At 49.8% G+C, this 19556-nt stretch carries 19 protein-coding genes; 12 read left to right on the top strand and 7 right to left on the bottom strand.

The window, feature by feature from the left end; translation table 11 throughout:
• Positions 1-4 precede the first annotated feature (4 nt).
• The 6 genes from BUB81_RS02805 to cutA all read right to left on the bottom strand — a co-directional run bounded on the left by BUB81_RS02805 (position 5) and on the right by cutA (position 6004).
• Positions 5-370: a response regulator gene (locus tag BUB81_RS02805; protein WP_073317839.1), complete on the bottom strand. Its 366-nt coding sequence runs from the start codon at positions 368-370 to the stop codon at positions 5-7.
• 6 nt (positions 371-376) lie between these two features.
• Positions 377-2056: an ATP-binding SpoIIE family protein phosphatase gene (locus BUB81_RS02800; RefSeq protein ID WP_073317836.1), complete on the bottom strand. Its 1680-nt coding sequence runs from the start codon at positions 2054-2056 to the stop codon at positions 377-379.
• Positions 2057-2069: 13 nt separating this feature from the next.
• Positions 2070-2348 (bottom strand): STAS domain-containing protein, encoded by a 279-nt coding sequence (locus BUB81_RS02795; protein WP_073317833.1) that lies wholly within the window; start codon positions 2346-2348, stop codon positions 2070-2072.
• A 9-nt stretch (positions 2349-2357) separates the two neighbouring features.
• Complete coding sequence (locus BUB81_RS22450) at positions 2358-3518, bottom strand: methyl-accepting chemotaxis protein (protein ID WP_073317830.1); 1161 nt, start codon at positions 3516-3518, stop codon at positions 2358-2360.
• 320 nt (positions 3519-3838) lie between these two features.
• Positions 3839-5650, bottom strand: coding sequence for a protein-disulfide reductase DsbD (locus tag BUB81_RS02785; protein ID WP_073317827.1), 1812 nt, complete (start codon positions 5648-5650; stop codon positions 3839-3841).
• Positions 5651-5680: 30 nt separating this feature from the next.
• Positions 5681-6004 (bottom strand): divalent-cation tolerance protein CutA, encoded by a 324-nt coding sequence (gene cutA / locus BUB81_RS02780; RefSeq protein WP_073317824.1) that lies wholly within the window; start codon positions 6002-6004, stop codon positions 5681-5683.
• Positions 6005-6217: 213 nt separating this feature from the next.
• Between cutA and BUB81_RS02775 the strand changes: the two genes are divergently transcribed.
• Positions 6218-6703: an FxsA family protein gene (locus BUB81_RS02775; protein ID WP_084526156.1), complete on the top strand. Its 486-nt coding sequence runs from the start codon at positions 6218-6220 to the stop codon at positions 6701-6703.
• Here BUB81_RS02775 and BUB81_RS02770 read toward each other — a convergent pair.
• Positions 6700-7695 (bottom strand): DUF4861 family protein, encoded by a 996-nt coding sequence (locus tag BUB81_RS02770; RefSeq protein WP_073317821.1) that lies wholly within the window; start codon positions 7693-7695, stop codon positions 6700-6702. The two genes, BUB81_RS02775 and BUB81_RS02770, sit on opposite strands and share 4 nt — an antisense overlap.
• Positions 7696-7912: 217 nt before the next feature.
• Here BUB81_RS02770 and kduD point away from each other — a divergent pair, with 217 nt between their 5' ends.
• The 11 genes from kduD to BUB81_RS02715 all read left to right on the top strand — a co-directional run bounded on the left by kduD (position 7913) and on the right by BUB81_RS02715 (position 19506).
• On the top strand, positions 7913-8674 hold the full coding sequence (kduD, locus tag BUB81_RS02765) for a 2-dehydro-3-deoxy-D-gluconate 5-dehydrogenase KduD (RefSeq protein WP_073317818.1): 762 nt from the start codon (positions 7913-7915) through the stop codon (positions 8672-8674).
• Positions 8675-8690: 16 nt separating this feature from the next.
• Positions 8691-9533 carry a 5-dehydro-4-deoxy-D-glucuronate isomerase gene (gene kduI / locus BUB81_RS02760; protein WP_073317813.1) on the top strand — a complete coding sequence of 281 codons (843 nt, stop codon included), beginning with the start codon at positions 8691-8693 and terminating at the stop codon, positions 9531-9533.
• 9 nt (positions 9534-9542) lie between these two features.
• Positions 9543-10529, top strand: coding sequence for a TRAP transporter substrate-binding protein (locus BUB81_RS02755; protein WP_175555758.1), 987 nt, complete (start codon positions 9543-9545; stop codon positions 10527-10529).
• Position 10530: 1 nt separating this feature from the next.
• The gene (locus tag BUB81_RS02750) at positions 10531-11019 is read left to right on the top strand and encodes a TRAP transporter small permease (RefSeq protein WP_073317809.1); all 489 of its coding nucleotides are present in this window, start codon (positions 10531-10533) and stop codon (positions 11017-11019) included.
• Positions 11019-12314 (top strand): TRAP transporter large permease, encoded by a 1296-nt coding sequence (locus tag BUB81_RS02745; protein WP_073317805.1) that lies wholly within the window; start codon positions 11019-11021, stop codon positions 12312-12314. Before BUB81_RS02750 ends, BUB81_RS02745 begins: the two co-directional genes overlap by 1 nt.
• A gap of 111 nt (positions 12315-12425) precedes the next feature.
• Complete coding sequence (locus BUB81_RS02740; RefSeq protein ID WP_073317802.1) at positions 12426-13448, top strand: LacI family DNA-binding transcriptional regulator; 1023 nt, start codon at positions 12426-12428, stop codon at positions 13446-13448.
• 123 nt (positions 13449-13571) lie between these two features.
• The gene (locus BUB81_RS02735) at positions 13572-15059 is read left to right on the top strand and encodes a UxaA family hydrolase (RefSeq protein ID WP_073318675.1); all 1488 of its coding nucleotides are present in this window, start codon (positions 13572-13574) and stop codon (positions 15057-15059) included.
• Between the two features lie 13 nt (positions 15060-15072).
• Positions 15073-16494: a glucuronate isomerase gene (gene uxaC / locus BUB81_RS02730; RefSeq protein ID WP_073317799.1), complete on the top strand. Its 1422-nt coding sequence runs from the start codon at positions 15073-15075 to the stop codon at positions 16492-16494.
• Positions 16494-17960, top strand: coding sequence for a mannitol dehydrogenase family protein (locus tag BUB81_RS02725; protein WP_073317796.1), 1467 nt, complete (start codon positions 16494-16496; stop codon positions 17958-17960). The genes uxaC and BUB81_RS02725 overlap by 1 nt, the downstream gene beginning before the upstream one ends.
• A complete protein-coding gene (gene eda, locus BUB81_RS02720; RefSeq protein WP_073317793.1) occupies positions 17957-18595 on the top strand; it encodes a bifunctional 4-hydroxy-2-oxoglutarate aldolase/2-dehydro-3-deoxy-phosphogluconate aldolase in 639 nt (212 codons plus the stop codon). Before BUB81_RS02725 ends, eda begins: the two co-directional genes overlap by 4 nt.
• Positions 18592-19506 (top strand): sugar kinase, encoded by a 915-nt coding sequence (locus BUB81_RS02715; protein WP_073317790.1) that lies wholly within the window; start codon positions 18592-18594, stop codon positions 19504-19506. The genes eda and BUB81_RS02715 overlap by 4 nt, the downstream gene beginning before the upstream one ends.
• Positions 19507-19556 lie beyond the last annotated feature (50 nt).

Below are 19556 nucleotides of genomic sequence, written 5' to 3'. Positions count from 1 at the left end.
ACGATTACCCCAGCACTTTGGACGCGATTGCGAGTAACTTGGAAGGATCAAAAGGCTTAACCATCCAGCCCGTTGCGCCTGCTGCCTTACCCTGCGCCTTTAAGGCATCACCTGCTTCGGTTGTAAGGACAATAATTGGTACGGCTTTATAGCTCGCCATGCCCCGCAGAGATTTAATTAACGTGATGCCGTCCATATTCGGCATGTTCTGGTCTGTCAGCACAAAGTCGTAACGGTTGGTTTGGCACTTATCGAGCGCGATCTTGCCATCTGCAGCGGTTTCTACATCGTAGCCCGCCCCTTTCAGTGTTACTTCAACCATTTGCCGAATCGACATCGAATCATCAACAATTAGTATCTTTTTACCCATAATCTATTAATTCCTAACTAATGAGATAGTCGTGAGATTGCCTTTCGCGTTTCTTTCTACTGATTCACACAATGCATCAAGCAATGCGAGCCCTCTGCCACTCAGGGTCTGTTGTTGTTCTGAAACGTCAGTCCGGCAAAAGCCGGGTCCCGAGTCCTCTACGGTCACTTCTATAAACGTAGTAGAGTTTGTGTAAATGTGAATATTTATTTGATCATTTTCCTGTAATTGCGCTATCCGCTCATCTCTAAGACTTAAATAGGCAGAAAAGCCCTCGATATCGTTTTTTAAAGACGAGTCAATCTGAAGTATGCCGTGGTCTACAGCGTTATTAACTAACTCAGCAAGCACCGTAAACGTCTTCTGACACAGCGACTTTGGTAGCTCTGCATTTTGTAAAATGAACATCACCTGGCTGAGTACATCAACCCGCACAATGGCCTGGCCATTTAACTGAAAACGGTAGTCCAGTTCACCAAAATTCTCGCTAACGGATACTTCATTTGAGGCCAGTTCTTCCCGGAGTGTCTGGCCGTCGATGACACACAATGTGATGTCGTCTTCAATTGGTCTTCCCTGGGCATGTGAAACACAGATATCCATTAGCTGAATCAGACTCTGGCCTTCGCTGGCGAGTGCTTCTGCCTGCTCAATGAGGCGGTTTAGCGTTAAGGCTTGCCCTTCGGCATTTGTTTGCTCAATCAAGCCGTCAGAAAACAGGGCGATCTGACTGACGGTTGGCAAACTGATTTGTTCAGCGGTCACGCTGAAGTCCTCCGGGCTCATTATCCCCAATGGCATTGAGCGTGACTTGAATCGCAACAGATCACCGCTTTGCATACTGCACAGTATGTCGGGTAACCCAGCGTTGATGACGTGCACTGTTTCAGTGTAGGGGCAAATTTCCAGTCCCAATACGGCAATGAAGCGGTCATCGGGTATTTCAAAATAGAGCTTGCGATTGATTTCGTGAAAAATTTCATCCAGCGCTTTGCCTTTTGACGCCATTGCCCTGGCTATGGAAATCAATGGCAAAATACAAATGGCCGCTGCCAGTCCGTGCCCCATGGCATCGGCGAGAAAAATCTGTACTTTACCCGTCGGGGTTGAGGGGCAAAAAATCGTGTCACCACTGAAAGTGGTCATGGGTTCGCTTTTTACATCAACGTATCCTGGCAGGCTGTTTTGGGCAGTCGCCATGTTGTCATAAACGTGCTGAGCGAGCGCTTCTTCCTGTGATTTTTCATCGATAAACTGGGTGAGTAAACGGTTCTTGTTTGCCAGTTCAATGTTGGCTTTTTTGAACGACATCAGGTTGCGAATTTTTTCCCACAGCATACTGATGCTGACTGGCTTAACCAGGTAGTCATGAACACCAGAGGCGAAACTTTTGGCTATGCTGCTAACGTCTTCGTCGGCAGAAACCATTAAAATATAGGGTTTAAGCCCTGCTCGTTGCAGAAAGGGGATCAGAGCGGCGCCTTCACCGTCGGGCAGGTGGTTATCGATAATCGTGATATCGAAATGGTGCCTGGATACGGCTTCTTTTGCATCCTCCAGCGTATGGCAGGCAACCACCGTGAGGTGTTTGCTAACCAGATCAGCTAGAACCAGGTCACAAAATATCGCGTCATCATCAACAACCAGTATGGAAAACGCGCCCGGTGGAAAGGGCATGTCTGTCATGGCATAACACCTGTTATCGGATTTTTACCATTTTGTCGAAGTTGGCAATTTCCAGTATTTCTAACGCAGTGCCATTGGCACTAACGATTTCTACGTCACTATTACTCGCTTTTGCACGTTTCTGCAGTAAGACAATCATGCCCAGCGCAGCACTGTCTAAATACATTACGCGGGAGAAATCCAGCGTGATGGTGGCGCCAGCATTTTCCTCGAGTAACTTGTTGTACTGGTCGGTAAAAGCTTTGTGAAAACTGAAATCGAATCGTTCCGGTATTGCTATCGTTGTGCTCATACGTGTTCCTTAAAATAACTCAATCTCGCCTGCATCCACTGTAGAGGATGAAACGGGGTTGTGGAGTCCTGCCCATTCTGATTTGATTTTTTGTATGAAAGCGTCAGGTTGTTGCATTGCTTGAGCGCGTTTCTGGTCGTCAAGCAAGTCATCCAGGTGCATGGAAAGCACCGAGATAACGTTTATGGTGTATTCGATGTACTGGCGATTAATATCACCAAACTGAAGGCTTCGAGTTGCATCGCTCAGCGCGATGTCGAGCTGCATGGCGAGGTCGTGTAGTCCGGACGTCACTTTTTGATCATGTTCTGCTTTGGTGATTATCCGTTCCAACTCGGTATTGATATCTTTCTTGGCTTCGATGACATAACTCACGTCATAGGCGGCTAACTGGCCGATGCGGTCACTCAGCGAGGAGATTTTGCTGTTGATGCCATTAATTTGCGTTTGTATTGACTCGCTGAACTCCGCAGAGCGGTTAGACAGGGTTCGTACTTCGTCTGCCACTACAGCAAAACCTCTGCCGTGTTCGCCTGCACGGGCCGCTTCTATTGCTGCATTCAGCGCCAGAAGGTTGGTTTGTCCGGCAATGCTATCGATGTCTTTTAACGCTTGAATAACGGATGGTACGGTTTCATTGATGGCGGTGATTTGCTCAAGGATTTCCATGATCCCGGCTGACATGTCGACCGTGCTTTGGATAAATCGGTCCAATGTGACGGCTGTTCGTTCGGCAAAATTACGCATCTGGTCACTGTGCAGCTCCTCGCTGCCTTCATCCGCGGTGATCAAACTGTGGATCGTATTACTTTGTTGATCAACCAGGCCCCGTAAACCCACGAAGCTACTACTCAGTGTGTCTACCGCATCGTTGTGCGTAGATAGAATGTTATTCAGGTTGTCAGTGCAATCTGTCAAAACCTCAGAACAGGTTGATGTAATCTGCTCGTATGCTGGGTTATCGGTAACAGGGGGGGGAGACATGCCTTTTGATGCAGCTGCCGGTGACGATGCCGTTGTGTTCGGCGGACTGTTCTTCGAGAAATACGCTTCAGCGCCTATCGCTGCAGCGGCAACTACTAACACCGCGATTATGCCTGAACTGATCCAGGCAACGCCCAAAGCAATGAGTGTGGCAATCCCTAACACCATTAACTTATTTGTATTCATCCGCTTCACCGGCCCTTATTTGCGTTTTAAAATTTGCTGCAGAGACGAATTGCGACTTGGCCAACTTGTTGATTATCTGAAATTTATTGCTATTCCTTGCGGAAAAGTCCAGTACGTGACCTCTTGTCCCAGTCCTAAATGTAGGCAAGGATCTGAGGTCTTGCAAATTGTCAGACCAAAAAGAATATTGTTTTTGTATCAGGTGTTTAAAGAGGGCGAGATGCAGATTATGATGTCAATTAATCGTCGGTTAGCGACGGTAAAATGACAGGGATGAATGCGCCTCCGGCAATGCCGAAGGCGTGAAATTCTGGCTGTTGTTAACCTTTGTTCAGTGCCGCGCGCACATGCTGGGCAAAAGGCTCTGCTCGCATAAATCCGGTGACTCGCGCCTGACTCAATTCGGTGCCCTGAGCATCGAACAGCAGAATGGTGGGCAGTCCGAGAATATTGAAGGACTCCTGAAACGCCAGGTTGGTAGGCGTGTTATCCGTCAGGTCGATTTGCATCCATACCGTATTGCTAAGCGCATCGATTACCGCGGGATCCGGGAAGGTGTATTTTTCGAATTCTTTACAGGCAACGCACCAGTCAGCATAGAGATCAACCATCACAGATTTTCCCTGTGCGTTGGCGTCGGCCAGTTTTTGTTGGAAGTCCTGCAGATTTTTGACGACCAAAAATTCCGGGTGTGAAACAGCCCTTTGCTTATATTGCACGCTTGTATTTGTATTGGTTTGCACATCGTTGAATATGGTCTGGTAGCCCAGCATGGCACTGCCAAATAAGCCTAGGAAAATCACAATACTGCGTACGCCTTTCCAGAAACTGCTGGCAGACGACTGATTGATGACCTGGAAATAACCAAACGTCGCTAAACCGAGTCCGGACCATAGCAGCCAGGTGTACTCTGAATTCCACAGCCGTTCTACAAAGATGATAGCCACGGATAGCAACATAAAGCCAAATGTTGTTTTTACGACATTCATCCAATTGCCCGCTTTAGGCAGTAATTTACCGCCGGTCATGGCGAAGATAATCAGTGGAATACCCATCCCCAGACTGAGCGCGTAGAGGGCCAGGAACCCTAGCAGCAAGTCGCCGCTTTGGGCAATAAATAGCAATATGCCCGTGAGTGGCGCAGTCGTGCAGGGGGAAGCAATTAGCCCGGAAAGTACGCCCATTACAAACACGCCAGTCAGGCTGCCGCGCTGTTGCGCGTTACTGACCCCGGTGAGTTTTTCCTGCCATTTTCCAGGCAGCTGAATTTCATAAGCCCCAAACATGGCAGCAGCAAGTGCAACAAACAAAACAATGAACGTAATCAGAATGGCTGGATGCTGCAGTGCGGCCTGGAACTGAACACCGGCAGACGCCACGACAAGCCCGAGTAATGAGTACGTGATCGCCATGCCTTGTACGTACACGAAAGACAACGAGAACGCTCTGGACGCTTTGATTTCTTTGCCCTGACCAATGACGATACCGCTCACAATGGGGTACATGGGGAATACGCAGGGAGTAAACGCAAGGCCAACCCCCAACAGCAGAAACAGCGCCAGGGTAATGGGCAGGCTTTCCTGTTGCAGTTTGTCGGCTAAATCGAATTGCTGACTCACTACAGGGGCAGTCTCCGGCTGACTGGTCGCTGGCGCTGACAACGGCGCACTGATGGTGTTGTCAGTCTCGCCAACAGCATTCAGGTAGATAACTTTGGTGGTAGGTGGGTAACACAAACCGGCACTCGCGCAGCCCTGGTAGCGCAGTTTTACTACGCCATCCTTAATGCTGCTTTCTATTGGGTAAGTAAATGCAACACGGTCAAAGAAAACGTCTGATATCCCGAAGAACTCGTCTTCTATTTGCTGGGCTGGTGGAAACGTTGGCTCACCCAGCGTAGCGTTTTTGGTGACGACCTTGAACTGCTTTTTGTAAAGGTAGTAACCGTCTGCAATATCAAATTGCACGACCAGTTTGTCACCCGTTTGGGCGAAGTCGAATTGAAACGCATCATCAACAGGCAGAAACTGGGGTTCATCACTGAACAAATCCTGCATATCATTATTGCTTAACTGCGCTGATGTCATGGTGCTCAGCAAACTGCTCATTAACAGCAGTAGCACGACTAGCATGGGATTGCGTTTCACTACATTTAGTCCTTCTTACATCTGATTCGTAACTTGTTGTGCCCAGCGCAAATAGTCTTCGCTGGCCACCACGGAATTTAATACGACCCATTCCGGCACATTATAGGGGTGAAGACGTTTCACAACCTCATATGCCTCGTCGATAACAGGCGATGTTGATTTGATGATCAACTGTATTTCCTGGTCACTCGCGATCTTGCCTTCCCACCGGTAAAGTGACGTAATGCCGGGAAGGATTTGTACACATGCTGCCAGTTTACGCTCCAGTAACGCACTGGCAATGGTATTGGCCGACGCAACCGAATTGGTCGTTGTCAGCACCACACAAAGTGAATTCATACCTGCCTCTTTAGACCGTTCAAGCACGAAAAAACATTCAATTTTCTATGCTGCGGCACTTTTTCTGTAGACCCGCGCTCTAACCTTTACGATAGGGTACGCGAAATCGATGACTTGGATTTATCCAAACGTACCCCATTTTAATTAAAATAACCTTAAGGTGACCAGCAGCGTCTGCGTTCATCTTTCTTTTTCACTAACCGGGACAGCATTTTGCAAATTTTATTACTGCTTTTTATTTTAATGCCCATCGCTGAGATAGCACTACTTCTTCAGGTAGGTGACATGATTGGCGGCTGGAATACGGTTGGGCTGATTATTGTTACCGCATTTGTCGGTGCTTATCTGGTGCGTCAGGAAGGCTTGTCCACGCTACAGAAGGCTCAACAGAAAATGGCTAATAACGAAGTGCCAGGCAAGGAAATGATGGAAGGGTTGATGTTAGTGATTGCCGGCGTGTTGTTAGTTACCCCCGGTTTCATTACCGACATTATTGGTTTTTTGTTTGTGTTGCCATTTAGTCGCCAGCTCATGGCCGGCCAATTGGCAAAGCACATGACAGTGCGTGCCGTGCAAGGCGGGAATCAATCGTTTTACTATTCCAACACACAACAGCGTCCGGGTAATGAGGGCGATCCCATTGAAGGTGAATACACCGACACTACCCGCACGGATGAGTCTAAACGCCTCGACCGCTAGTGGCCTGTAGAGGCGTCGAGTCGCTGTAGTTTCTGTTCCATAAAGGCCTCAAACTCCTGTTGGGTCTGAGGCTGTTCAGGATGCCCCTGCCAGGTGGCAAAAAAGCCATATTCATAAGACGTTTGCGGAACAAACTTAAACAGGTAGTCGTGTGGCCCTTCAAATTGCTCGGCGATTTGACTGTTTTTCACAAACAAAGCCAGCCCTAAGTCCCACTCGTCACCCAATACATTTTGTTTGCCATAAGTGGCAATCATCGTCCAGTGCTCGCTGCGCTTTTCAATGTAGTTGACGTTGTCGTGTTTCACTAAACCTGTAACCAGGTTATCCATTGGTGTAGACGAGGTGACCGTAACCAACGTTGATGGGTCACCTGCACTTATTTGATAGTGAGTGGTCACGTCAGCTTTGACACCGGCAACGTCCCAACCTTCATAGCGCACTTCAAATTCGCTGGTGTCGCCACCGTCTTTTAACAGGTTCCAATGAGTTTTATCGACCTGTCTAAAGTGTTCAACGCCATTGTCGACCCAACGACCCAGCGCGCCCAGGCCAACAGATTTACCTACTTTCAGTGCGTCACCGCCCCAATCGGATAGTTCGTGGTAGCTGTCGTAGCCATCCTGACCTACCAGGGGTAACACCATCTCGCTGGTGGTTTTTACAAACACGTCAATGCCGTTTCGCCAGTCCAGATACAAGCGATAACCAACCAGATCGTTTTCCCAGCCCGGACCTTCGTAACGCAAATAATAAGAATGGTCTGTTAGTTGGTCAGGAGAAGTGAACGACGTGACCGGTTCAAATGTAAAACCGTCGGCAACATATTTTTGCCCCTCCCACGCACCGCCCTGGCGTACGGAAAGCTCGGCGTGCGTCTTGACTGTAGTTTCTGCGGAAGCGGCTGAATCTGTTACTGTTTCTGGTGATTCATTACATGCGGTCAGACAAAAGCTGGCGGCAATTAGGGTGGCTAAAGTCCTGTGATTCATGGCTGTCTCCGAGGGTTAAATTCAACAAATTTTTTACCTATCATATTGACAATTGCCACCGGTGGCAATTATTTTAAATATTATTAACAATTGACTGGGTGTGATATACCAACACAAGTTGCACATGCGACTGTGAAGGATCGTGCCTCAATCGCGTTTGCCAATGTGGCCTTTTTTGCCAACAGAGGTTAGCGCAGCAGAGAAATAAAGGGTTGTGATGCCGAACTTTAGTTTAGCGGGAAAACGTGCGCTGGTGACCGGAGCCAGCCGGGGAATTGGGCAAGCTATGGCAATAGCGTTAGCCGAAGCAGGCGCAGATGTTATTTGTGCCAGTTCTAGTGAGCAGGGGTGTAACAACACGGTCGAGCAGATCCGCGCGCTCGGTACAGTAAATGTAGCTCAGGTAAACGCTGATTTGTCGGACATGCAGGCGGTAGAAGCCATGGCTGAGCAAGCATTAACCCTGTGGGGCGGCATAGATATTCTGGTGAACAACGGTGGCACTATTTATCGCGAGCCGGCCGTAAGCTTTCCATTGGATGCCTGGCAAAAGGTACTCACCGTGAATCTGGATGCTGCGTTTTTGCTGAGCCAGAAAATCGGCAAAGCCATGATTGACCAAGGCGGTGGCAAAATTATCAATACCGCGTCGATGCTAAGCTACAGCGGTGGTATTACGGTGCCTGCCTATACCGCCAGTAAACACGCTATTGCCGGATTAACCAAAGCCCTGGCAAATGAATGGGGTGCGTCGAACGTGCAGGTGAATGCCATTGCACCGGGTTACATTCGCACCGACAACACCCAAGCCCTTCAGGATGATGAAAAACGCAGCACAGAGATTTGTGCGCGTATTCCCGCCGGACGCTGGGGAGAAACAGAAGACTTGAAAGGGGCCGTGGTGTTTTTAGCCAGCCCAGCCAGTCAGTATATCAACGGCCACGTATTGGCCGTTGATGGTGGATTTTTAGCCCGATAGCCCGGCGGATAAAGTAATGACTACAGAATACGAAACCCGATACGCCATTGGTCAACGTGAGGCCAAACAATACGATACGCAGGAATTACGCGATGCATTCCTGGCCGACAAACTTATGCAGCCAGGCAAAGTGTATTGGATATACAGCCACTATGAACGTTTTATGGTAGGAGGCGCTGTGCCATTAGAGCAGGGCCTGCCTCTGGAGACATTGGACGCCCTCAAATCCAATTGCTTTAGCGCCCGTCGCGAAGTAGGTGTCATTAACGTCGGTGGCCCGGGTAAGGTCACGGTTAATGATACGGAATACGCCCTCGATAAAGGCGAAGCCCTTTACATCGGTGCAGGTGACTACGCGGTTACGTTTTATTCAGATAACGCCGATACCCCGGCGCATTTTTACCTTAATTCCGCGCCTGCACATGCCAGTTACCCTTGCAAGAAAGTGGGTAAAGACGATGCCAATGTGCTGCATCTTGGGTCGCCTGAAACGGCCAACGAGCGCGATATTCATCAACTTATTATCAACAGTGTGGTGCAAACCTGTCAGTTACAAATGGGCCTGACCCGACTGTATCCGGGTAGCGTGTGGAATACTATGCCAGCACACCAGCACGACCGCCGCAATGAAGTGTATTTCTACTTTGATATCGCCGAGCAACAAGCGGTGTGTCACTTTATGGGTGAGCCAAAAGAAACCCGCCACTTGTTTGTTCAAAACGAGCAGGCCGTGTTGTCACCGCCCTGGTCGATTCACTGTGGTTGCGGCACGTCGAGCTACGCGTTTATTTGGGGCATGGCCGGAGAAAATCTGGACTATGACGACATGGACAAGTTTCCCGCCAGTGAGTTGCGCTAGGAGTCGGCTATGAAGTTGCTGAAGACCTTACCGCTTGTTGTATTAACCGGTTTATTCCTACTTGCCGGTTGCAGTGACAACGCGGCGTCTGATGACAAAGTGGTGTTAAGGCTGGGTCATACACTCGATACCCAGCACTCGGTGCACAAAGCCATGGTGTTTTTTGGCGAACGCCTGGCAGTGTTGTCGAATGGCGAGATGGACGTGAAGATTTATCCTGGCAGTCAGTTAGGTACCGAGCGCGAGATGATCGAGCTGCTGCAAATTGGCTCGCTTTCGATGACCAAAGTGTCAGCCAGTCCGCTGGAAGGCTTTGCGCCGGCCATGAAAATTTTTAGTATCCCTTACATTTTTCGTGACAACGATCATTACTGGACAGTGTTAAACAGCAGTGTGGGTAAAGATCTGTTAACCGGTGTTGAAGACTTTAAGTTAAAAGGCCTCGCTTACTACGATGCGGGCAGCCGAAGCTTTTATACCAACGACAAGCCGATTCATTCGCCGGCAGACCTGGCGGGTATGAAAATACGTGTGTTGAACAGCCCAACTGCGGTGCAAACCGTTCGTGAGCTGGGAGCCGCGGCAACGCCGGTGTCGTGGGGTGAGCTGTATACCGCCCTGCAGCAAGGTGTGGTTGATGGCGCTGAAAACAATCCGCCAAGTTATTACCTGTCTCGTCACTATGAAATTGCGCGTTACTACTCACTGGATGAACACACCTCTGTGCCCGATGTCATGCTGATGTCTTTGCGCACCTGGGAAAACCTGAACCCACAGCAACAGCAGTGGGTGGCAACAGCCATGGCTGAATCTGTAGTGTTTCAGCGTGAAGCCTGGCAGGCCTCGACGAAAGAATCACTCGAAAAAGTGATTGCCGACGGTGTTGAAGTCATTTATCCCGACAAAGGGCCGTTTGTGGAAGCGGTGAAACCCTTCCATGACAGTCTGCGCGGCACCGAGATTGGTGCGTTAATTGAACAAATTAAGGCTATGTAATATGCGCTCTATTATTGCATTCATCGACCGCGCCGTTGCCGGTACCCTTATCCTTGCTATGTCCGGCATCTTGCTGGCTGTGGTGTGGCAAGTTATCTCCCGCTATGTATTAAAAGATCCGGCCTCGGTTACCGAAGAATTATCACGTTTTTTCCTGATTTGGATCGGCCTGTTGGGCGCTGCGTACGCGTACCGCCAAAAGGTGCACTTGGGATTCAACCTGATTGTCGAAAAGCAGCCAGCTGAACTTCGCCGACTGATCCTGACGTTTGTTGAACTGCTGGTATTTGGTTTCTGTGCTACGGCGCTGCTGTTTGGCGGCAGCCAGTTGGTTAGCCTGACCCTGCAACTTGAACAGATTTCGGCGGCACTGGGCGTGAAAATAGGCTACGTGTACACCGTCCTGCCCATTACAGGCTCGCTTATCATGTTGTATTGTCTGATTAATATTCGCAACCTGTGGGTTGCCGATGACGTGGAGGCGCTGTAATGGATATGACCGCTATTGTACTGGTAGTCGCGTTCTTCACACTGCTGCTATTGAACGTACCGATTTCGTTTAGCATTGGTATTGCCACCCTGATTGCCATGCTGATGAACATTGATTTTACGCCGGCTGTGACGACGATCGCACAGCGCATGGCAGGCGGCCTGGACAGCTTTGCGTTGCTGGCCATTCCCTTTTTCGTGCTGTCTGGCATGATCATGGGGCGTGGCGGTATTGCCAAACGCCTGATCAACTGTGCGTTAGCTCTGATTGGCTCACTGCCCGGCGGATTAGCCTTGGTGAACGTCGTGTCCTGTATGCTGTTTGGCGCGATATCGGGCTCGGCGGTGGCGACTACCTCTGCGATTGGTAGCTTTATGCTGCCTGAAATGAAAAAGCAGGGTTACGACGAAAACTTCAGCGCTGCTGTTACCGCTGCTGCTTCCACCACCGGCATGTTGATCCCACCGAGTAATATTCTGATTGTTTATGCGATTGCCAGCGGCGGTGTGTCAATTGCAGCACTCTTTATGGCAGGGTACTTGCCCGGGATCATGGTGGGCCTGAGCCTGATGACCGTGTGTTATTTCCACGCCAAACGCAAAGGCTATGCAACGACCGATCGTTTGCCATTAAACGTTGTGGTAAAGCAGGTGGCGGCGGCCATTCCCAGCTTGTTCCTGATTGTGCTGGTGATCGGCGGTATCGTTGGCGGAATTTTTACCGCGACAGAAGCGGGCGCAATAGCGGTGGTGTATTCACTGGTGCTGGCCGTTGGCGTGTATCGGGAAGTTGAAGTTAAACAGCTGCCGGATATTTTGCTCAAGTCAGCGGAAACCACGGCAATCGTGATGCTACTGATTGGCGCCTCTACCGCCATGTCGTGGATGTTGTCTTTTGAGAATATCCCACAGAACATCAGTGCGTTCTTGCTGGAAATCAGCGATAACCCCATTGTGATCCTGCTACTGATTAACTTGCTGCTGATTGTGGTAGGTGCGTTCCTGGACATGACACCTGCGGTGTTAATTTTCACACCTATTTTCCTGCCAGTGGCCATGCAGTTAGGCATGTCGCCCTTGCAGTTTGGTATCATGATCGTACTTAACCTGTCGATTGGGTTGTGTTCTCCACCTGTTGGTGCAGTCTTGTTTATCACCTGCGCGATTGCGAAAACCCGTCTCGATAAGATTATAAAGCCGTTATTGCCTTTGTACGTCGCCATGTTTGTGGTGCTGATGCTGGTGACTTACGTGGCCTGGTTCAGCGAAGCCTTACCTGCTGCGTTTGGCTTATAGACAGGGTCGGTCAATAACGGTATAAACGCTTGTGGTCTGGCCTTGTGGCACTTTGCTGACACTCGGGGTAGACTCACAGGCGCACAATAACAAGAAAATGAGAATTGCCAGATGGAAAAGAAACCTACCATTAATGATGTAGCCAGACTCTCTGGCGTGTCGAAGCGGACGGTATCAAGAGTGATCAACGGCGCCACCAATGTTGGTGCTGCAACCCGTGAACGCATTCAAAAAGTCATTGATGAACTGGGTTTTTCTCCTGACAAGCAGGCTCGTGGTCTTGCTGCCAGCCGGTCTTATTTAATCGGATTAATCTACGACAACCCGGATGCCCTGTATATCGATCAGGTGCAACGTGGTGTGCTGAGTGTCTGCTCAGAAAAAGGCTACGAACTGGTTGTGCATCCTTGTCACTATCGCAGTGACGACTTCATCAGCAACTGTATTAATTTCGTCCGCCGCTCTAACATCGACGGCGTGATTGTATTGCCCCCTGCCTCAGAAGCAAACGAACTGGCGAAAGCGCTTCAAAACCACGGCATTAACTACGTACGTATGGCGTCGGTTAAAATTGACGAGCAGGAAAACATTGTCGTGTCAGATGACCGGGCTGCGCTCAGCGACATGGCGCGCTACCTGGTTTCATTGGGACACAAGGACATTGCGATTATCAGCGGTCCAAAGCATTACTATTCAACCGTAGAACGTTTGGAAGGGATCACGCATACTCTGGCGGAATTGGGTATGACAGTACCGCCAGAGCGTATCATTGAAGGTAAAAACAGTTACGAAAGCGGTATTGAGTGTGCCAGAACCTTACTGATTCAAACGCCTCGTCCGCAAGTGATTGTTGCCAACAATGACGAAATGGCCGCCGGTGTATTAAAAGTCGCGCATGAAATGGGCATTGATGTACCTGGCGAATTGTCTGTCGCCGGATTCGATGACAACTTGTTTGCATCACGGGTAATCCCGTCATTAACCACGGTGCAGCGCCCGGTTGTGGCCATGGCAGGGCTGGCAGCGAAAAAAATTGTTGCATTAATTGAAAACAAGCCCACCGAAGACGTTGATGATTACATTGTAAAGCCGCATTTAATCATTCGGGAATCCACCCGCAAAGTCACAAAATAAAAAGTTTTTACTTGAAAGGGCATTCATTTTTGTCATAAAATGCCACCGGTGGCACACATGTTAAAAATGTGCTACCTTAAAACCAGTAACATTGCATTGCACAAACGTGAGAAATGGTTCGCTATGACAACTCAGACACAGCTGATTAAAGTTCATCCAAACGACAACGTCGCAGTTGCCACCATGCCGCTGTCGGCGGGCGAGCACATTGCGTCACCAGCACTGGATTTGTTGGATGACATCCCGGCTGGACACAAGGTTGCATTGCAACCCATTAGTGCAGGTCAGGCCATTGTGAAATACGGTTTCACTATTGGAATTGCGCAGGCCGACATCGCGCAAGGGCAGCATATTCACAGTCACAATTTAAAAACGGCATTGAGTGGTCAGGAGTCGTATACCTATGCACCAAAGTCAGTGCCAGCTCCCATTACCCGCCCCAGTGTGGCGTCGTTTATGGGATATCGTCGCGATAACGGCAAAGTAGGTATTCGAAACGAAATCTGGATTATCAATACAGTAGGTTGTGTCAATCGCACCGCAGAGCGCATCGCCGCTGAATGCGATCGCCGTTTCTTTGGCGAGTGTGATGGTTTCAGGGCGTTTACCCACCCGTTTGGTTGTTCTCAGTTGGGTGATGATCTTAACGATACACAAACTATCCTTGCCTCTCTGGCTTCACACCCTAATGCCGGTGCGGTCCTTATTGTGGGCCTGGGTTGTGAAAACAACCAGTTGTCAGCACTACTTGAAAAAGTTGACCGTCCGGCGAATCGCATTCGCTATTTCAACTCACAACAAGTGGGCAATGAAATCGAAGAAGGTATTCGCCTGGTTCACGAAATGCTGGGTGAAGTTGGCAAAGACAAGCGCGAACCAATCCCTGCTACAGAACTGGTGCTGGGCATGAAGTGCGGTGGTAGTGACGCGTTCAGTGGGATTACCGCTAACCCGTTGGTTGGCCGCATGACTGACCTGATGTGCGAACAAGGCGGCTCTGTGTTGTTAACGGAAACGCCTGAAATGTTCGGTGCAGAGCAGTTACTCATGAATCGCGCTACCAGCGAGCCGGTATTTGAACAAATCGTAAGTCTGGTAAACGAGTTCAAGCAGTACTTTCTCGACAATAACCAGCCAGTCTATGAAAACCCGTCTCCCGGCAACAAAGCGGGTGGGTTAACCACACTGGAAGAAAAATCCCTGGGCGCCGTGCAAAAAGGCGGTCAGGCCGCAGTAAATGGCGTGCTTCACTATGGTGAACCCATGAAGCACAAAGGCCTTAATCTGTTGCAAGCCCCTGGTAACGATGCGGTGAGTTCTACCGCACTGGCTGCCAGTGGTGCACACATCGTGCTCTTTACAACCGGGCGTGGTACACCGCTTGGTTTCCCTGTACCCACAATAAAAATCTCATCAAACAGTGATATTGCTCAGAAGAAGCCACACTGGATTGATTTTAACGCAGGTCAGGTGTTGCAAGGCGTCAGTATTGACGACTGTGCAGCACAGTTGTACCAGCAGTGCCTGAATATAGCGTCGGGCCAGCAAACCTGTAACGAAAAGAACGGCAGTCACGAGATCGCGATCTGGAAACGTGGCGTAACCTTGTAAATAAGAGATTGATATGAAACCAATATTATTACACGAAGACAGACTGTTTCCGGCGGACGAAAAGACACGCGGTATTGCGCGTTCGCTGTATCAGACTGTTAAGGACTTGCCTATTATCAGTCCACACGGCCACACCGATCCTCGTTGGTTTGCTTACGATGAAAATTTTGGCAACGCGACTGAGCTTTTCATTCTGCCCGACCACTACGTATTCAGAATGCTCTACAGCCAGGGAATTTCCCTGCAGGACCTTGGCATTCGCCGTTGGGATGGCGGTGAAACAGAAAGTGATCCGAAGAAAATTTGGCAAATATTTGCTGACCACTATCACTTGTTTGCTGGCACGCCTTCACGTATGTGGCTGGACACTGTATTTAAGAACGTCTTTGGTCTGACCGACATGCTGTGTAGTGCCAATGCCATGAACTACTACGAGTTCATCACCGCTGAATTAACCAAAGCGGAATACAAGCCTCGTGCGCTAATGGACCGTTTCAACATTGAACTGATCGCTACAACGGAAGGTGCGTTGGACTCTTTGCAACATCACAGCGTGCTAAAAGGCACGGGTTGGGACAAGCGCGTTATCACGTCTTTCCGTCCTGATGACGTGGTTGATGCTTCACGCGAAGACTTCGTGGATAACATCAATAAACTGGGTGAAATTACCGGTTCAAACACCACAACCTGGACCGGATACTTGGAAGCCATTCGTCAGCGTCGCGCATTTTTCCGTGACCACGGTGCTACTGCAACCGACCATGGACATCCTACCGCACTGACTGCCGACTTGTCGGTGTCTGAGTGTGAAGCCTTGTTCGACAAGTGTTTAACCGGTAAGTCCAGCGCCGCTGAACAGGAGTTATTCCGTGGTCAGATGCTGACAGAGCTGGCAGGAATGAGTATTGAAGATGGCATGGTAATGCAAATCCACCCTGGCGCATTCCGCAACCACAACGAAGATGTATTCCAAAAGTTCGGCCGCGATAAAGGCGCCGATATTCCTATGCAAACCGAGTACGTTAACGCGCTTAAGCCATTGCTCGACAAATACGGCAATGACCCGCGATTGAGCATCATTCTGTTTACGCTGGACGAAACCGTGTATTCCCGTGAGCTGGCACCGCTTGCTGGCCATTACCCTTGCCTTAAATTAGGTCCGGCCTGGTGGTTCCACGACAGCCCGGAAGGCATGCTGCGTTATCGTCATCAGGTGACCGAAACCGCTGGTTTGTTCAATACAGTTGGCTTTAACGATGATACACGAGCGTTCTTATCGATCCCTGCCCGTCACGATGTGGCGCGCCGTATCGATTGCCGCTTCCTGGCATCGATGGTCGCTGAACACCGCGTGAGCGAAGAAGAAGCTGCAGACTTAATTAAGAAGCTGTCTTACGACTTCGCCAAGCAAGCATACAAATTAGGAAACGCATAATGACTACCCCGTTAACTGAGCAGTCGCTGGCTGGATTACCGGCTGATATTAAAAAGCCCGGATACGTGCGTGCAGAGCGCACCAGAGGCATTGTGCATATTGGCCCGGGCGCGTTTCACCGTGCTCACCAGGCCGTATACACCGATATGGCAATGGCACATGGCGGCAATTGGCGGATAACGGGTGTTTCAATGCGCAGCGCGACATTGAAGCGCAAACTGGCAGAGCAGGACAATCTGTACTCACTGGTCGTGCTAGACAATGAACCTTATGTACAGGTTATCGGCGCGTTCGATGAAGTGTTGGTACTGGATGAAGACCGCGATGCAATACTGGCTGCGCTGACTGATGCCAACACACACATCATCTCTTTAACCATTACTGAAAAAGGCTATTGCCTGACCAGCAGTGGTGAATTGGATACGTCGCACCCTGACATTATCAATGACCTGGTAAATCCGGATCAGCCGGTGTCAGCCGTTGGTCTGATTGTGTGTGCCCTTAAAGAGCGCTACGAAAGTGGTGTGGCAGACATGACCGTGATCAGCTGTGACAATTTGGCCGACAACGGCAAAAAGCTGGAAAAAGCCGTGTACCAATTTGCTCAGAAACTGGACCCGGCCATGGCGGACTGGATCAAAGCCAATATCTGCTTCCCATGTACTATGGTAGACAGTATTACCCCAGCTACCGATGAGGCACTCATTGAATTAGCTGCCGAAAAATTAGGTGTAAGCGATGCCTGGCCAATTCAACGTGAAGCCTTCACGCAATGGGTAGTTGAAGATACGTTCAGCGGCCCGCGCCCGGCCTGGGACAAAGTGGGTGTCACGTTTACTGACGACGTAGCGGCATTCGAAAATGCCAAGCTACGCATTTTGAACGGTACACACTCAACCCTGGCTTACGTAGGCACGTTAGCAGGCAAAGAAACGGTGTTCGAGGCCATTAGCGATGACACGTTGCACACGTTTATTCGCAAGCTGCTAACAAGCGAAATCATGCCGTCTATTGACGCTGAAGGTGTGATGGATTTGGCCAGCTATGCCGATGATATTGTGCGTCGCTATCAGAATCGCCACATTCGTCACTTGCTGTCACAAATTGCCTGGGATGGGTCGCAAAAACTGCCCTTCCGTATTCTGAATACCGTGCGCGACAACTACAAAAAAGGCAACCCGGTATCGTTACTGTGCGTGCCTATTGCGGCCTGGATCCTGTTTATTGCCAAACGTCACAATGATCAGGAGCAGTTAGTCGACCCACTGGCTGACACCCTGTTAGACCTTGCTGCACAGCATAAAGGTAGCGTCACAGACCTTGCCAATGCCGTACTGAATTTAACCCAGGTGTTCGACGAGTTAACGGTTAATAATAATTTTAAACAAACCGTACTCAAGCATGTTGAACAGCTGGCTGCGTTAAACAACGAGAACATCGCAGACACTCTGGAGACCCTACTATGAATGGATTTCGCGCGCTGATTCAAGGCACGCCGTTATTACCCATCCTGCAACCTGAAAGTGTAGAGCAGGCAATTAACATTGCCCGCGCTGTGCACAACAGCGGCTTACGCAGTATCGAAGTGGTTCGACGCACCCCGGCAGCCGCCGCTGCAGTCACCGCGATTCGCGAACAATTTCCGGACATGCTGGTGGGCATGGGTACGGTGCTTAATGCCGATCAGGTACAGGAAGCCAAAGATGCTGGCAGTCAGTTTATTATTACTCCCACACTCAGCGAAAAGCTGCTGGGGTATTTAAGTGACGCGCAGCTGCCATTTTTACCCGGTACTGCCACGCCATCTGATATTTTACTGGCTGTTGAAGCGGGTTTAACTGAAGCCAAATTTTTCCCGGCCACCTTGTGTGGTGGTGTGGGCATGCTGAAAAACTTCGGCGCTATTTTTCCGCAAGTGAGCTTTTGTCCGACCGGGGGCATTGCCGACCACAACCTGCATGAGTTCAGCGCGCTGCCAAACGTATTCGCGGTAGGCGGTTCATGGATGATCCCCAAAGACTGCGTAAAAGCGGGCAATTGGCAGGGAATTACCGATGCCTGTGTGGTAGCACAAGGTCAGTTTATTGAGGATGCCGCGTGAAAAAAGTCGTCATATTCGGTGAGTGCATGGTGGAGTTGGTGTCGAAAGGCGGCAACGACATGATTAAAAGTTTTGCGGGTGATACCTATAACACCGCAGTCTATTTAAAACGTTCTGCACCGAATGTGTCGGTGAGTTACCTGACCGCTATCGGCGAGGATTTTCTCAGTAATGAATTGCTGTTTGCCATGGGTGATGAGCAAATCAATACCGATCAGGTGTACCGCTGCAGTAAACGCAACTTGGGTTTGTACATGGTGAGAACCGACAAACAAGGCGAGCGTACGTTTGCCTACTGGCGCGACAACTCGGCGGCAACACAAACCCTGAACGTGATGACTCAACCGCCTCAGCAAATCGATATGTTTTATTTCTCTGGGATCTCCGTGGCGATCCTGGATGAAGTACAGCGCGAGAAGCTGTTCGATTTGATTGCGGAGCTCAAGCATCAGGGCTGCGAAATTGTCTTTGACCCAAACTACCGCCCGCGTTTATGGCCAGACAAAGACGTCGCGCAGGCTTGGATGGACCGCTGTTATTCCGTTGCTGATATTGCCTTCCCGGGCGGCGACGACCACCTGGCGCTTTATGGCCACACTGATGCCGACGATGTGTTTGGTCACCTTGCGCCGATGCGAATTGGTGAAACGGTAATGAAGAACGGCGCCGTGGGTGTTCGTATTAAAAACGCTCAGGGTCAGTTCATCGTGCCTGTTGAAAAGGTCAATGATGTAGTGGACACCACTGCAGCCGGTGATGCTTTCAACGGTGGCTATCTGGCTGCGCGTATCAGTGGTAAAGGCGTAACAGAATCCGCCAGTTACGGTGCAAAAGTAGCGGGTACCGTTATTCAACACCCGGGCGCAATCATTCCGGTAGAAGCACTGAAAAAGGCCGTAAACAGCCTTTAGGCACTATTGATACGCATCAAGCCTACCAACGTTAGCTGCACAGAATTCGT

Origin of the sequence: Marisediminitalea aggregata, from assembly GCF_900129565.1 — a bacterium.
Classification (GTDB): Bacteria; Pseudomonadota; Gammaproteobacteria; order Enterobacterales; family Alteromonadaceae; genus Alteromonas; species Alteromonas aggregata.
The sequence above is the reverse complement of the archived record's forward strand: the minus strand, read 5'-3'. Positions and strand labels throughout refer to the sequence as shown.